Origin of the sequence: Corynebacterium sp. HMSC065D07, from assembly GCF_001810695.1 — a bacterium.
Classification (GTDB): domain Bacteria; phylum Actinomycetota; class Actinomycetes; order Mycobacteriales; family Mycobacteriaceae; genus Corynebacterium; species Corynebacterium hesseae.
Map to the genome: position 1 here is coordinate 52,813 of NZ_KV802471.1, position 14,355 is coordinate 67,167.

Sequence of the window (14,355 nt, forward strand, 5' to 3'; positions counted from 1 at the left end):
GGCGATATCGGCGTTTTGGGTTTTCAAACTGCTGCGTACTAAAGTGAAACACCTATGTGTCCGCACCCCGTCGTTAGTGGGTGCGCGCGGGCTGCAGGTCTCCACCGGCCGCTGTATGTACCGCGTCAAGGCTTACATAGCGATGGCCGGCAGTTCCGAGACAGACTTTCAAGGAGTCATTTTGTCTACTTTCCACCCGAAGAGCGGTGACATCACCCGCAAGTGGTACGTCATCGACGCTACCGACGTGGTTCTGGGCAAGCTCGCTTCCACCGTGGCTGACATGCTGCGCGGCAAGCACAAGCCCCAGTACGCACCGAACGTTGATTGCGGCGACCACATCATCATCCTGAATGCGGACAAGATCCACATTTCTTCCAACAAGCGCGAGCGCGAGATGCGCTACCGCCACTCCGGTTACCCGGGCGGCCTGAAGTCCATGACCCTTGGTCAGTCCCTGGACGCCAACCCGGTCCGCGTTATCGAGGAAGCTGTGAAGGGCATGATGCCGCACAACAAGCTTTCCAACGCCTCCATCAAGAAGCTGCACGTTTTCGTGGGCGAGGAGCACCCGTACGCCGGCCAGAAGCCGGAAACCTTTGAGTTTAAGCAGGTGGCACAGTAATGACCGAGCAGAACATCGACAACAATGTAGCCGACGCTGCCGACATCGCTGCAGCAACCGCCGCTACCGAGGAGTTCACCAACACCATCGGTGATTCCCTGGCAACCGATACCGAGGCTGAGGTTGAGACCGCTGCCCCGGCTATCCACGAGGGCCCGATCCAGACCGTTGGTCGCCGTAAGCGCGCCATCGCTCGTGTTCGCCTCGTTGCTGGTTCCGGAAACATCTCCGTCAACGGCCGTGCCTTTGACGAGTACTTCCCGAACAAGCTGCACCAGCAGGACATCCTGCAGCCGCTGACCATCCTTGAGCGCGATGGCCAGTTCGACATTAAGGTCACCGTCAACGGTGGTGGCCCGACCGGCCAGGCCGGCGCTCTGCGTCTGGCTATCGCCCGCGCACTGAACGTCTACAACCCGGCTGACCGCCCGGCCCTCAAGAAGGCCGGCCTGCTCACCCGTGACGCTCGTGCCGTGGAGCGCAAGAAGGCTGGTCTGCACAAGGCACGTCGTGCCCCGCAGTACTCCAAGCGTTAATCTTCGCGCATTGCATTTTCGAAAGCCGCTGCTTCCCTTGTATGGAGGCGGCGGCTTTCGCTATGCGTAGGGCCTGCACAACGTGAAGCCGCGAGTCATAGACAGACATCGTTGGTGGCCCGATCTGCGGAAGCTATGGGGTAGCAGGCATAATGAACAACTATGACTCGACTTTTTGGAACCGATGGAGTTCGCGGCTTAGCGAACAAGAAGCTCACTCCGATCCTGGCCTTGCGCTTGGGACAGGCGGCGGCGGAGGTATTGACCTCGGACCGCGAGTCCTATGAGCGTCGACCGCTCGCGATTATCGGGCGCGATCCGCGCGTGTCGGGTGAGATGCTGGATGCGGCGATCGCATCGGGCTTAGCATCGCGTGGCGTCGACGTCGTACGCGTCGGCGTGCTGCCTACCCCGGCTATCGCGTTCCTCACCGATGACTTTGGGGCAGATCTCGGCGTGATGATCTCCGCCTCCCATAACCCGATGCCGGACAATGGCATCAAGTTCTTCTCCGCGGGCGGTAAGAAGCTGCCTGATGAGGTGGAGGATCGCATCCAGGCTGCCATGGGAAGCCTCACCGAAGACGGACCTACTGCGACCAAGATTGGTCGCATCATTTCGGAGGCCCCCGATGGCCGCGAGCGCTACCTCAAGCACTTGGCCGAGGTTGTCACCACGGATCTGAGCGGCATCAAGGTTGTCGTCGATACCGCTAATGGTGCTGCCTCCAAGGTGGCACCGCAGGCCTACGAGGCTGCGGGTGCTGAGGTCATTGCCATTCACAACAAGCCCAATGCTTTCAACATCAACGAGGACTGCGGTTCGACGCACATCGAGAAGACCCAGGAGGCCGTCGTCGAGCACGGCGCCGATCTGGGCTTGGCTCACGACGGCGACGCTGACCGTTGCTTGGCCGTGGATGCCGAGGGCAACGTTGTTGACGGCGACCAGATCATGGCGATCCTCGCCGTGGGCATGAAGGAAGACAACGATCTCCGCTTCAACACCTTGGTGGCTACCGTCATGTCGAACCTGGGCCTGAAGCTGGCCATGCAGGAGCAGGGCATCGAGGTCAAGGAAACCGCCGTGGGTGACCGCTACGTGCTGGAGGAGCTCAACCGTGGCGATTACTCCCTGGGCGGCGAGCAGTCCGGCCACGTGGTGTTGCCGGATGACTGCACCACTGGTGATGGCACTCTGACTGGCCTGTCCATCATGGCGCGCATGGCGAAGTCCGGGAAGTCCATCAAGGAGCTGGCCTCCGTGATGACGGTATTGCCGCAGGTGCTCATTAACGTTCCGGTGTCCGATAAAGCCGTCATTCTTAAGGCTCCTGAGGTCAAGGAAGCTATCGCTGCCGCCGAGTCGGAGCTTGGAAACACAGGCCGCGTTCTGTTGCGCCCGTCCGGCACGGAGGAGCTCTTCCGCGTCATGGTGGAGGCTGCTGAAGAGGAGCAGGCGCGCAAGGTGGCGGGCAAGCTCGCTGCGGTTGTTGCTGCAGTCTAGTTCTACGCACCCACGCTAAACCCCGGGCCATGTGGCCTGGGGTTTCGTGTTTTGTGGGTGATGGGGGAACCGGAGGGGAGGTTTCTCAGTCCAATAAGGGCAGGAATCACTGTTTGTTGTGGACGAGAAGGAGGGCGCTCATGCCCGACGTATTTTTTGATGAGGACGAAGCCACGCGGCTTCTCGACGCCGTCGTGGACCAAACCCGCGCCCAAAGTGACGCGCATCGTGGGGACAGACCGAACTTTCCCGCGTCATCCGCGGGCAGGGACTTCGGCGGGCATGGGGCGCAGATTCAGGCGTTGCTGAGCCAGCTGCATGAGCGCGGAGCGTGGCGGTTGGACAACATATCGGCCACAGCGGATGCTGCACGCGCACAGCTGCGTGCCTTCGGGGAGATCGACCGTGGTCTTTCTAGCCAGCTTGGTGAGCAGGAAGTGGGGATGAACTGATGTCCACGATGGTCAAGTCACTTTTGGGTGATTATTCACAGGCGGTGTCCCAGTTCCAGGCCGCTAGCTTAGGCGGCTACTCCGGACCCAGCACACCTATTGGTTTGTTGGGAGACATGGTGGGCTCGGTCGATGGGATAAAACCGGATGACCTGGTGAGCAGTACCGCATCGGCGATGGGCGCTCGGCGCCCGCGGCGTGGCGGCAATGGTTTGCGAGATTTCCTTTTAGGAACGGTCCTATCGCTGGCCGGGGGAGCGCTCATGGATCACCTGCGCGGCGTGCAGGATGACTTTGAGAAGGAGAGAGACGAAGCCGATGACCTGGTGGAATCCGCGCAGCAGTGCTCCGAGGCCATCGAGGATGTGGTCGATGTTTCCGATTCTGCGGTGGCAGAGCTCATTTCCGCGGTAATTCCACTGCTCAACATCCTGACGATGCTATTGCAGCGGCATCCTCTGGGAAAGGTCATCGTCCCTGAGATAGCGCGCATTGGTGGGGGCCTGATCGATCAGACGAATGACACTATTACGCAGACCTGCCGGGACCGCGATACTGCCATCGAGAATTGCTATGGCGAGTTTGAGAGGCGTTGTTCTGAGGTGTGTGAGCGCGAGCTTCCGGAGACCCCGCCGGAACCCGAATGTGGCTGCGAGGACAAACCGAAGCAGTGTGCGCAACCTGCGCCTGAGCCTTGTGCGCCGACGAAGCCAGCCCAGTCCACTGAACCTGTTGCGCCAGCGCAGCCTTCTCCCGCACCGGCTTCTTCCACACCTGCCCCGCCACAGCAACCGGTTGAGCAGGGGGTTGAAAAACCGGTAGCGCCACCGGAGGAACCGGCGCCGACTCGTCCCGCTGCGGCGCAGGAAAAAGAGTGCCCACCGGATGAAGAGAAGCCACAGCCGGCGAAACCGAGCCAGCCTCCAAGCACACCAACTGAACCCGTAGCGCAGCCCAAGCCGGAATCCACTGCGCCAGAAGCGCAGCACACACCGTGCGGCTGCCATGCGGAGAAAGAAGCGCAGTCCTGCAGTTGCAGTGAGCAGCAACGTGAAATAGAAACCACGAAGCCAGCCGATGCAGGGGTGGAGAGTCCCACCGAACCCGTGCAACAGAAGGAGATTGACTGCCCGGAGGATGTGGAGCCGGTGGCTGAGGAGAAGGAGTGCCCTGAGGAACCGGTAGAAGGTGAAGACTGTGAGGCGCCAGAGCAGCCACCAGTTGCGGAGCCGGGTGAGTGCAAGCCTGAAGAATCCTGCTGCGGAAGCTTGGGAATCCTCGGCGTAGGGGTTGCCATCCTGGGGCTGGGCCTCTTGGCCGAGGCGGCTGTGGACTTCATCGAAAACCTGCCGGAGCCAGAACCTGTACCGGAGCCGGTGCCTGAGCCAGAGCCCGAACCCCAGCCAGAACCAGAGCCCTGTCCGCCGCCTGCGCCGGAACCTGCTCCTGACAATGGTGTTACGCCGCCACCGCCGGAGCTGAACAATGTCCCGGAGCCAGAAGCACCGCCGGAGAAGCTTGCACACATGCAAGCAGCGGAAGCACCGGTGCCAGCACCGGATCCTGCGCCAGCACCCGCATCCGAGCCAGCGCCAGCTCCCGCAACTGAGGCCGCACCAGACATAGCGCCGCAAGAAAGCTCCGAGACATCGTCTGTACACGCACGAAAGGCAGGGCAGTGGTAATGCCGCACAATGATTTTGATGAGTTCGCCCGCGGATTCCGCGAGCGCACAGCCGCACGGCTACTGGAATTTGAGAAAGCCATGGCTAAGGCACAGGATGAGCTGGAAAGATCTGCGCAGCGCGCGGCCCAAACCCAAGTGCACCCGGACCCACAGAGGCGAAGCCCAGCCGCCAGGGGTGTAGGGCACGGCCAAAGCCAGGGGCAGGGGCGGGGCCGCCCGCGCGGTCAAGTGCAATCGGTGCTCAGGCGCGGGTGACACGGAAACCGGGAAACTCCTCTGTGCGCCAGCAGCCCCAGGTGCTACCGTGGCGTGAGTAATCGCTGTACGTATCAACCAGGGTTTGGAGGAAGACCGCATGACAGTTCCTTGGCTTTATGACGTCTTGTGGGGCGTTCTTCCCATGCTGTACCTCTTGGTGGCTTTTGTTGTGCTTGGCATTGAGATTAAATACGACAGAGAAATGGCCCACATAAAACTGTGGACAGCCGCTCAGTTGCTTCTGCCGGGCATTGCACTTATCGCTTGGCTTTTCATTGAGGTTCCTCGGTTAAAACGACTAAAGCAGGACGAATAAACGATCGTCCTGCTTTAGTCGGAGCACATGTGCGCCTTGCGGTGCTAGCTCGTCGAAACCACTCCTGTCGTGCTAGAAACCAGCGCGCTTGGTGAGGTCTTCGCCGACGAAGCTCTCGACGCCCTTGGCGGAGGCGTCGGCAGCCGCAAAGTCGTCGTACTTGGATTCGCCAGCGAGGGTGGACAGGAAGAAGCCAGTGACAAGGCCGCGGGCAGTTTCGACTGCGGAACCTTGGAAGAAGCCGGAGCCAAGCGCCAACTTGAAGAGCTTGTCCTCGCTGAAGCCGGACTGCGTGCCCTTAGCAATTTCGCGGTAAGCCACCGGACCGCCCCAGGCGTTGGCCAGCTTCGCGGGGTTTCCCGCGCGGAAGATATCATCTTGGCCCGCGCCAATAACGAGGCCGCGTGCCTTCACGGTGTGTGCGGCCTGAACTGCGGACGGGGAAGTATCGGCAGGGTAGAGGGCCGCGACGGCGCGGACCTTCGGGTTATCCACGGCAGCCAGGGTGGCCACGCCACCGCCCATACCGTGGCCAAAGACACCCAGCTTGGAAGCGGAGACCGAAATCTTGCCGGCGCCCAGCCTAACGCCGGCGGCAATCTGCAGGGCCGATTCGAGGTCGGCAGCCAAGTCGCGGTGCTTGGCAAAGACGCCCGTCTCCGTATCCGGAGCAACCACTACGATGCCCCAGCTGGCCAAGTGGCGCAGGGTGGCGTGGTAGTCCTTGATGCTCTTCGTCCAGTCGTGGGCAAACGCCACGGCGGGCAGGCCCTTGCCCTCAACCGGGGTGTACACCTTGCCCTCAAGCCCTGCATAAGACAGGTCTCCGACGAGGACGCGGTGCGGGCCGCGCTTAGACAACGTACCGAGATGCTTCTTCAAATTCGCAGACACGCTTTACAGAATAGAGGAAAGAATAAGCAAAGCGGTGAACAGTGCGGGAGATTAAGTAGGATCCTTGCGATTCGGCATGTTAAATCATGCTGTAAAATTCCGACCTATGTGTGGAATCGTTGGATACATTGGCCATAACACCGATGGCCGTGAGTACTTTGCCCTAGACGTTGTGCTGGAGGGCCTGCGTCGACTGGAGTATCGCGGCTATGACTCAGCAGGCGTCGCAATGTACGCCGATGGCAAGATCGGCTGGCGCAAGAAGGCCGGAAAGGTCGCCGCGCTGGAAGCCGAAATCGCCGCGCGTCCGCTTCAGGATTCCGTCCTGGGCATCGGGCACACCCGCTGGGCCACCCACGGTGGCCCGACCGATCTGAACGCCCACCCGCACGTGGTGGATGGCGGCAAGCTCGCCGTTGTTCACAACGGCATCATCGAGAACTTCGCCGAGCTCAAGACCGAGCTGGAGGCCAAGGGCCACAACTTTGTGTCCGAGACCGACACCGAAGTTGCCGCCACCCTCCTGGCGGATGTGTTCCACAACGAGGCCGGCGGGGACCTCACCAAGGCCATGCAGCTGACCGGCAAGCGCCTGGAAGGCGCGTTTACCCTCTTGGCTATCCACGCCGAGCAGGCAGACCGCATCGTGGCCGCGCGCCGCGATTCGCCGCTGGTTATCGGCCTGGGTGACGGGGAGAACTTCCTGGGTTCGGACGTCTCCGGCTTCATCGACTACACCAAGTCCGCCGTGGAGATGGACAACGATCAGGTCGTCACCATCACCGCGGATGATGTCGAGATCACCGACTATGACGGCAACCCCGCCCAGGGCAAGCCCTTCGAAATCAAGTGGGACGCCGCCGCGGCCGAAAAGGGCGGCTTCAACTCCTTCATGGAGAAGGAAATCCACGACCAGCCAGCCGCCGTGCGCGATACGCTGCTGGGCCGCCTCGATGAGACCGGCAACCTGGTCCTCGATGAGATTCGCATCGAGGAGTCGGTGCTCAAGTCCATCGACAAGATCATCGTCATCGCCTGCGGCACCGCCGCCTACGCAGGACACGTCGCGCGCTACGCCATCGAGCACTGGTGCCGCATCCCGTGCGAGGTGGAGCTGGCACACGAGTTCCGCTACCGCGATCCGATCGTCAACGAAAAGACCTTGGTTGTGGCCCTTTCCCAGTCGGGCGAGACCATGGATACCCTCATGGCCGTGCGCCACGCCCGCCAGCAGGGCGCCAAGGTGATTGCCATCTGCAACACCCAGGGTTCCTCCATCCCGCGCGAGTCCGACGCCGCCTTGTACACCCACGCCGGCCCGGAGATCGCCGTGGCTTCCACCAAGGCCTTCCTGGCGCAGATCACCGCGACCTACCTGCTGGGCCTTTACCTGGCACGCCTGCGCGGCAACATGTTCTCCGATGAGGTCAACTCCGTCCTCGAGGATCTGCGTGATATGCCGGATAAAGTCCAGGCAATCATCGACAACGAGCAGCAGGTCTACGACTTGGCCAACGCCATGGAGAACACCAAGTCGGTGCTCTTCCTGGGCCGCCACGTCGGCTTCCCCGTCGCGTTGGAGGGCGCGCTCAAGCTCAAGGAGATCGCCTACCTGCACGCTGAGGGCTTCGCCGCCGGCGAGCTCAAGCACGGCCCCATCGCGCTCATCGAAGAGGGCCAGCCGGTCTTCGTCATCGTGCCTTCCCCGCGCGGCCGGGATTCCCTGCATTCCAAGGTCGTCTCCAATATCCAGGAGATCCGTGCCCGCGGTGCCATCACCATCGTCATCGCGGAAGAGGGCGACGAAGCCGTCGAGGCCTACGCCAACCACATCATCCGTATCCCGCAGGCGCCGACGCTCATGCAGCCTCTGCTTGCCACCGTGCCGCTGCAGATTTTCGCCTGCGGTGTAGCCACCGCCAAGGGCTACGACGTGGACCAGCCGCGTAACCTTGCGAAGTCGGTGACCGTCGAATAGCGCCGCACCCTTAAGTGGCACAATGGTGGGCATGTTGAAAACCACCGTTGACCTCAACGCTATTGCCCACAATGTCGCTCGCGTGAAGGAGGCGGTGGCCCCGGCCCGCCTCATGTGCGTGGTCAAGGCGGATGCCTATGGCCACGGCATCGAGCGTTGCGCCCCGGTCATGGCGAAGGCGGGGGCGGACGCCTTCGGGGTGGCCACGCTGGCCGAGGCCGTGGCGCTGCGGAAGGTCATTGACACCCTCCCCATCGCTGCCTGGCTGTGGGAGCCGACGGAGGACCTCGCCCCGGCCCTAGCCGCCGGAATCCAGATCGGCATCCCTTCTTTGGCGCACGCGCAGGCGCTCATCGCCGCCACTGATGCGCCCACCGAGGTCTTCGTGATGGTGGAGACGGGGATGCACCGCTCGGGCGTCGACAAGCACGCGTGGGAGGAGACCTTCCGCCTGCTTGCCGACGCCCCCCACATCACCGTCCTGGGCCTCATGTCCCACTTTGCTTGTGCGGACGAGCCGGAGCACCCGCACAATGATCATCAAGAATCGGAGTTCCGCCAGGCCCTAGCGCTTGCCCGTGAGGTCGGGCTTGAGTGCCCGCTGAACCATCTTGCCAACTCGCCCGCGGCCTTGACCCGCCCCTCGGCGCGCTTCGAGCAGGTGCGCGTCGGGCTGGTCCTGTATGGGCTCGAACCGGTGGCCGGGCGCGACCATGGGCTGAAGCCCGCCATGACGTGGGAAGCGTCCGTCGTCGCGGTGAAGCCGATTTCGGCGGGGGAGTCCACCTGCTACGGCCTGACCTGGACTGCGGATAGCGACCGTCAACTCGCCACCGTCAGCGTGGGCTATGCCGATGGCCTACCGCGAGCCTTTCAAGGGGCGCTGCAGGTAGGGATCGGCGGCGAGCTCTACCCGCAGGTAGGCAGGGTCTGTATGGACCAGATTGTCGTCGACCTTGGGGCCAATCCCCACGGTGTGCGCGCCGGGGAGACAGCCGTTATCTTTGGCCGTGGCGGCATGAGCGCTACCGAGCTGGCCGAGGCAGCCGGGACCATCAACTACGAAGTACTGTGCCGCCCTACCGGGCGCACCCAGCGCACATACCGCGAAGGAGCTAGCGATGCGCAGTGATTTTCCACACGAAGGACACCGCGAGGCGGCCACTCCGGAGGATGCTCAGGCCTTCGGCGAGGAGCTGGGCGCGGCTTTAGAGGCCGGGGACCTGGTAATTCTTGATGGTCCCCTGGGCGCCGGGAAAACCACCTTCACGCAGGGTATTGCCCGCGGAATGCAGGTGAAGGGGCGGGTGACCTCGCCGACCTTCGTCATTGCGCGCGAGCACCCCTCGCGCGTGGGCGGGCCGACGTTGGTGCACGTGGATGCCTACCGCCTCTTGGATCATTCAGAGGATCCGTTGGGGGAGCTGGACAGTCTAGACTTAGACACCGAAATAGAGGACGCCGTCGTCGTCGCCGAATGGGGCGGGGGCTTCATGGAGCGGCTATCTGACTCGTACCTCGCCGTTACAATCAACCGGGATTCGGACGATGACGTCCGCGTATTCACATGGAAATGGGTGAATTAACGTGCTGGCTTTCCTTGCTGAACAGCCCCTGCTCACGCTTTTTCTCATCATGGCGGTGGGATTAGCCGTCGGCAAGATCAATGTCTTCGGCATCTCGCTCGGCGCCGCCGCTGCGATGTTCGTGGCCTTAGGCTTGTCCGCGGCCAACCCGGACATCGTGGTCCCGGCGTTCGTGTATCAATTTGGTTTGGCCATCTTCGTGTATGTCATCGGCCTGAACTTCGGCCGTAGCTTCTTCCAGGATTTCCGCCGGCGTGGATGGAAGATGTCCATGGTGGTCATCGTCTTCTTCTTCGTGTTGGCGGGGCTGACCACTCTGGCGATGCGCATGTTTGATCTCGACCCGGCGATCAGCGTCGGCACGCTCGCGGGCTCGCTAAGCTCGACGCCGGGTATGGCAGCGGTCGTCGAGGCCCTGGGCGGCGATAGCACCCCGGTGGTGGGCTATTCCCTGGCCTACCCGGGCTGCATCATCGGAACCATTCTGGTTGCCGCGATTGGCGCCAAGGTACTGCGCGTGAACCACATTGAGGACGCGCGCGCCGAGGGCATGATCGCAGAACCGCTCGAGTGGCGGGCAGTGCGCCTGACCCGTGACTTCGACGCAACGGTGGGGGACCTCCAAGAGGTGACCGGTGAGCGTGTCATCGCCACCCGCCATGTCAACAACCCGCACGAGCACGACCTGGCCTACCCGGAGCTCCCGCTGCGCGCCGGCATGGAATTCCTGCTCAACGGCACAGCGCCCGCGTTGGATAGCGCAATTTCCCAGTTGGGTGAGGAGATCCACATCAACCTTCATGAGGAGGACGGCCTGGTCTACCGGCGCCTGACCGTGTCCAGCCCACGTGTTGCGGGCTATCAGCTCAAGGACTTGGACACCGTGAAGGAAGGCTTCCTCATCGCGCGCGTGCGCCGCGGCGACTCCGACGTCGTGCCGAACGAGGAAACCGTCCTGCACTACTCGGACCGTGTGCGCGTCATCACCGCGCCGGGCAGGCTTGACGACGTCCGCCGTTTCCTCGGCGACTCCGAAGCCAAGCTCGGCAACGTCGATTTGTTGCCCTTTGCCCTAGGCCTCTTCATCGGTCTGCTCTTCGGCGCTATTCCGATTCCGCTTCCGGGCGGCACTACGTTGTCCTTCGGCTTTGGTGGCGGCCCCATCGTCGTCGGCCTCATCTTGGGCGCGCTGGGCCGCTCGGGCCCAATTAACTGGCAGCTTCCCTTCCACGCGAAGCAGACGATTTCCACGCTGGGCTTGACCTTGTTCTTGGCGGGCGTGGGTACGTCGGCAGGCGGCCAGTTCCGCGATGCCTTGTCGGATCCGACCTCCCTGAAGTACATGGGCGTGGGCATTATGCTGACGCTGGTTTCCGCCATCGGCATCGTTGCGGTGTCCATGCTGGCGCTGCGCCTCAAGTTTGATGAGTCGATGGGCATCGCCGCCGGCATGACCACGAACCCGGCGATCATGGCCTACCTCAACCCGCAAACCGGTACTCAGCTGGCAGAGCGCGGCTATGCCACCGTGTACCCCACGGCGATGATCGGAAAGATTCTCATGTGCCAGGTCTTGGCCTTGATTATTGTTTGATGGTTGTCGCGTAGGATATCCCCGTACTGTTTATTCCCGCTACCCCGCGTGAGGAGCTAAAACACCTTTATGAACAAGCTTGGTCAATTCATCACCACTGTCGTTATCGGCGGCTTCGCCGTATTCCTTGCCGCCCTCATCGTGCTGCCGATGGTCCGGCCAGCGCAGGCGGAGACGAAGGAGCCGTCGACAGTCGCCCAGTCCCTGAGCGCGTACCCGAAGAACCTGGACTTCGCCATGTTTATCCCGCAGGATGTGTACGGCCAGGAGTGGGGTGCGGTCGCCGCCGTCTGCCCGGGTGCCACCGAAGATCAGCTCAAGAAGGGCGGCGTGGAGACGAAGAACCTGAACATTGACTTCGCAGACGGGGCCGTGCCTGATGACGTGAACTACATCTTGCTGGCTTCGCAGACCGGTGAATTCAAGGCGGAGAAGCTCCCGCGCGCACAGGTGGACCTGTGTGATGGTCTGCTGCAGCAGCTGAAGTCGCCGGAAGCAGCCAAGCAGGACATCCCGCCGCTGCTGCCGTTCCAGCAGGGCCAGCCGCTGCAGTTTATTCGCGATACCCAGGATTACGTGGAGCAGATGGGTAAGAACAACCCCGACTACGTCGACACCGACTGGCACCTCGCAGGCTAATGAAGGTTCTTGCACTCGATACCGCCACCACGGACCTGGTGACGGGCATCGTTGATACCGACACCGGGGAGAGTATCGACCGCGTCATTAGCGGCACGCGCGCTCACAACGAGCAGCTCATCCCCGCTATCGAGGAGCTGCTTGCCGACGCCTCCCTGACCTACTCCGACCTCTCCGCCATCGTCGTCGGCACGGGGCCCGGACCGTTTACCGGCCTGCGCGTGGGCATGGCTACCGCTTCCGCTCTGGGGGTGGCTCTTCACCTGCCGGTGCATGGCGTGTGCACATTGGATGCCATCGCGCACGGGCGCACGGGGGAGTGGCTGGTGGCAATCGACGCCCGCCGCAAAGAGGTCTACTGGGCCACCTACGCCGACGGCAAGCGTCTCAGCGGCCCGAACGTGTCGAAGCCGGAGGCTCTGGAACTGGGCGCCGCTGGGCTCTCGAGCCCGGAGACCACGCGCCTAGTGTTCCCGGAGTCCATCGCCCCACGCTTGCCGGAAGAGATCGCCGGCCTTCCCCGCGAGTGGGCTACCCCGCGCGTGGCGGGACTGGTTGCCTGCGCTGATCTTTCTGCCGAGCCCGCGCCGCTCGTCCCGCTGTACCTGCGGCGTCCCGATGCCGTGGAGCCGAAGGCGAAGCCGCGCTCGGCCGCTTTGGTCGGCGGCATCGGGGAAACACCGGCATCATGAGGCTGCGTCCGCTCGTGCTTGAGGACGCACCCCGCTGCGCCGAACTAGAAAAAGTACTCTTCCCCGGTGAAACTCCCTGGCCGGCGCGTGCCTTCGAGCAGGAAATCGCGGCGGGGCACACAACCTACTGGGCGGTTGACGCAAGCGTCAACCGCGATGACCACAACGACAACCGCGATGACCACAACGACAACCGCGTGGGCCATAACGTCAACCGCGGCGAAGCTCTCGGCTACGCCGGCGTGGGGCGGATGGGGCCCGCGGCGTGGCCGGAATACGAAATCCGCACCATCGGCGTCGACCCTGCGGCCCAACGGCAGGGCATCGCGCGGCTGATGATGGACGCCATCGTCGAGCTCGCAGATTCCCATGACGCGCCCATCTTCCTTGAGGTTCGCGTGGGCAACGATCCGGCCATTCGCCTCTATGAGGCTTATGATTTTGTCATCAACGGCCTGCGCCGCAACTACTACCAGCCCTCCGGCGCGGACGCCCACACCATGTACCGACCACGAAAGAGTGAGAGATGTTAATCCTCGGCATCGAGTCCTCCTGCGACGAAACCGGCGTGGGAATCATCGAGCTGTCTGACAACGGCCACATGGAGATTCGCGCCGACGTCGTCGCCTCCTCCATGGAGCAGCACGCGCGCTTCGGCGGCGTGGTGCCGGAGATTGCCTCCCGCGCCCACCTCGAAGCCATGCCGCAGGTGATGAAGGCAGCGCTGGAGGAAGCGGGCGTCGAGAAGCCAGATGCGGTGGCCGCCACCGTGGGGCCGGGACTGGCCGGCGCGCTCCTCGTCGGGGCGTCGGCAGCCAAGGCCTTCGCCTCCGCGTGGGGCGTGCCCTTCTACGGCGTCAACCACCTCGGCGGGCACGTCGCGGTGGCCAACCTGGAGGGCGAGGAGCTGCCGCACTCGGTGGCGCTGCTCGTCTCCGGCGGCCACACCCAGCTGCTCGAGGTCGAGGCCGTGGGCAAGCCCATGAAGGAGTTGGGCACCACGCTTGACGACGCCGCCGGCGAAGCCTACGACAAAGTCTCCCGCCTGTTGGGTTTGGGGTATCCGGGAGGGCCGGTCATCGATAAGCTGGCCGCCCAAGGAGAGCCCACCATCGATTTGCCGCGTGGTTTGTCCAAGGCCGAGGACCTGCGCGGGCCCAACCGCCACAACTTCTCCTTCTCGGGGCTCAAGACGGCGGTGGCGCGCCACGTGGAAAAGGCCGAGCGCGAGGGCGCGACGGTCCAGGTTGAGGACCTGTGTGCCTCCTTCCAGGAGGCGGTGGCAGATGTGCTGACCGCCAAGGCCGTGCGAGCCTGCCAGGACACTGGCGCCAAGGTACTGCTGCTCGGCGGCGGCGTGGCGGCGAATTCGCGGCTGCGCGCGCTGGCAGCGAAGCGCTGCGAATCCGCGGGCATCGAGCTGCGTGTGCCGCGCTTCAAGCTGTGCACCGATAATGGCGTGATGATCGCGGCAGTGGCCGCCCAACTCATCCACGAAGGCGCCGAACCCTCCGGCCTGGCATGCGGGACCGATACACAGCTTGAGGTGGAAGTGCCGCTCGTGGCTGCTGCGCGCTAGCGGATGCGCAACC

General features: G+C 63.1%; 15 protein-coding genes. 14 read left to right on the forward strand and 1 reads right to left on the reverse strand.

Features of this window, described 5'->3' with window-relative positions:
* The first annotated feature begins 181 nt into the window (after positions 1 to 181).
* From rplM to HMPREF2760_RS09365, 6 genes are all read left to right on the forward strand, one after another.
* Positions 182 to 625 (forward strand): 50S ribosomal protein L13, encoded by a 444-nt coding sequence (rplM, locus tag HMPREF2760_RS09335; protein ID WP_010189505.1) that lies wholly within the window; start codon positions 182 to 184, stop codon positions 623 to 625.
* The gene (gene rpsI / locus HMPREF2760_RS09340) at positions 625 to 1,161 is read left to right on the forward strand and encodes a 30S ribosomal protein S9 (RefSeq protein WP_070521636.1); all 537 of its coding nucleotides are present in this window, start codon (positions 625 to 627) and stop codon (positions 1,159 to 1,161) included. Before rplM ends, rpsI begins: the two co-directional genes overlap by 1 nt.
* Before the next feature lie 162 nt (positions 1,162 to 1,323).
* On the forward strand, positions 1,324 to 2,667 hold the full coding sequence (glmM, locus tag HMPREF2760_RS09345; RefSeq protein ID WP_070530775.1) for a phosphoglucosamine mutase: 1,344 nt from the start codon (positions 1,324 to 1,326) through the stop codon (positions 2,665 to 2,667).
* A 140-nt stretch (positions 2,668 to 2,807) separates the two neighbouring features.
* On the forward strand, positions 2,808 to 3,119 hold the full coding sequence (locus HMPREF2760_RS09350; RefSeq protein ID WP_070521594.1) for a hypothetical protein: 312 nt from the start codon (positions 2,808 to 2,810) through the stop codon (positions 3,117 to 3,119).
* A complete protein-coding gene (locus HMPREF2760_RS09355; protein WP_070597130.1) occupies positions 3,119 to 4,804 on the forward strand; it encodes a zinc metalloprotease in 1,686 nt (561 codons plus the stop codon). The genes HMPREF2760_RS09350 and HMPREF2760_RS09355 overlap by 1 nt, the downstream gene beginning before the upstream one ends.
* 357 nt (positions 4,805 to 5,161) lie before the next feature.
* The gene (locus tag HMPREF2760_RS09365; RefSeq protein ID WP_070521584.1) at positions 5,162 to 5,380 is read left to right on the forward strand and encodes a hypothetical protein; all 219 of its coding nucleotides are present in this window, start codon (positions 5,162 to 5,164) and stop codon (positions 5,378 to 5,380) included.
* 72 nt (positions 5,381 to 5,452) lie between these two features.
* Here the strand turns inward: HMPREF2760_RS09365 and HMPREF2760_RS09370 are convergent, their stop codons facing one another.
* Entirely contained in the window at positions 5,453 to 6,274 is an 822-nt protein-coding gene (locus tag HMPREF2760_RS09370; protein ID WP_070597131.1) for a dienelactone hydrolase family protein, read from the reverse strand.
* 106 nt (positions 6,275 to 6,380) lie between these two features.
* Here HMPREF2760_RS09370 and glmS point away from each other — a divergent pair, with 106 nt between their 5' ends.
* From glmS to tsaD, 8 genes are all read left to right on the forward strand, one after another.
* Positions 6,381 to 8,252, forward strand: a complete 1,872-nt coding sequence (glmS, locus tag HMPREF2760_RS09375) for a glutamine--fructose-6-phosphate transaminase (isomerizing) (RefSeq protein WP_070597132.1) — start codon at positions 6,381 to 6,383, stop codon at positions 8,250 to 8,252.
* Positions 8,253 to 8,277: 25 nt separating this feature from the next.
* On the forward strand, positions 8,278 to 9,384 hold the full coding sequence (alr, locus tag HMPREF2760_RS09380) for an alanine racemase (protein WP_070597338.1): 1,107 nt from the start codon (positions 8,278 to 8,280) through the stop codon (positions 9,382 to 9,384).
* Positions 9,374 to 9,838 carry a tRNA (adenosine(37)-N6)-threonylcarbamoyltransferase complex ATPase subunit type 1 TsaE gene (gene tsaE / locus HMPREF2760_RS09385; protein WP_070530761.1) on the forward strand — a complete coding sequence of 155 codons (465 nt, stop codon included), beginning with the start codon at positions 9,374 to 9,376 and terminating at the stop codon, positions 9,836 to 9,838. The genes alr and tsaE overlap by 11 nt, the downstream gene beginning before the upstream one ends.
* Position 9,839: 1 nt before the next feature.
* Complete coding sequence (locus tag HMPREF2760_RS09390) at positions 9,840 to 11,432, forward strand: aspartate:alanine exchanger family transporter (RefSeq protein WP_070597133.1); 1,593 nt, start codon at positions 9,840 to 9,842, stop codon at positions 11,430 to 11,432.
* Positions 11,433 to 11,501: 69 nt separating this feature from the next.
* Positions 11,502 to 12,071 (forward strand): hypothetical protein, encoded by a 570-nt coding sequence (locus HMPREF2760_RS09395; protein WP_070521567.1) that lies wholly within the window; start codon positions 11,502 to 11,504, stop codon positions 12,069 to 12,071.
* Entirely contained in the window at positions 12,071 to 12,763 is a 693-nt protein-coding gene (tsaB, locus tag HMPREF2760_RS09400; RefSeq protein ID WP_070521562.1) for a tRNA (adenosine(37)-N6)-threonylcarbamoyltransferase complex dimerization subunit type 1 TsaB, read from the forward strand. The genes HMPREF2760_RS09395 and tsaB overlap by 1 nt, the downstream gene beginning before the upstream one ends.
* Entirely contained in the window at positions 12,760 to 13,296 is a 537-nt protein-coding gene (locus HMPREF2760_RS09405; protein ID WP_070521559.1) for a GNAT family N-acetyltransferase, read from the forward strand. Before tsaB ends, HMPREF2760_RS09405 begins: the two co-directional genes overlap by 4 nt.
* Positions 13,290 to 14,342 (forward strand): tRNA (adenosine(37)-N6)-threonylcarbamoyltransferase complex transferase subunit TsaD, encoded by a 1,053-nt coding sequence (gene tsaD / locus HMPREF2760_RS09410; RefSeq protein WP_070563766.1) that lies wholly within the window; start codon positions 13,290 to 13,292, stop codon positions 14,340 to 14,342. Before HMPREF2760_RS09405 ends, tsaD begins: the two co-directional genes overlap by 7 nt.
* The last annotated feature ends 13 nt before the right edge of the window (positions 14,343 to 14,355 follow it).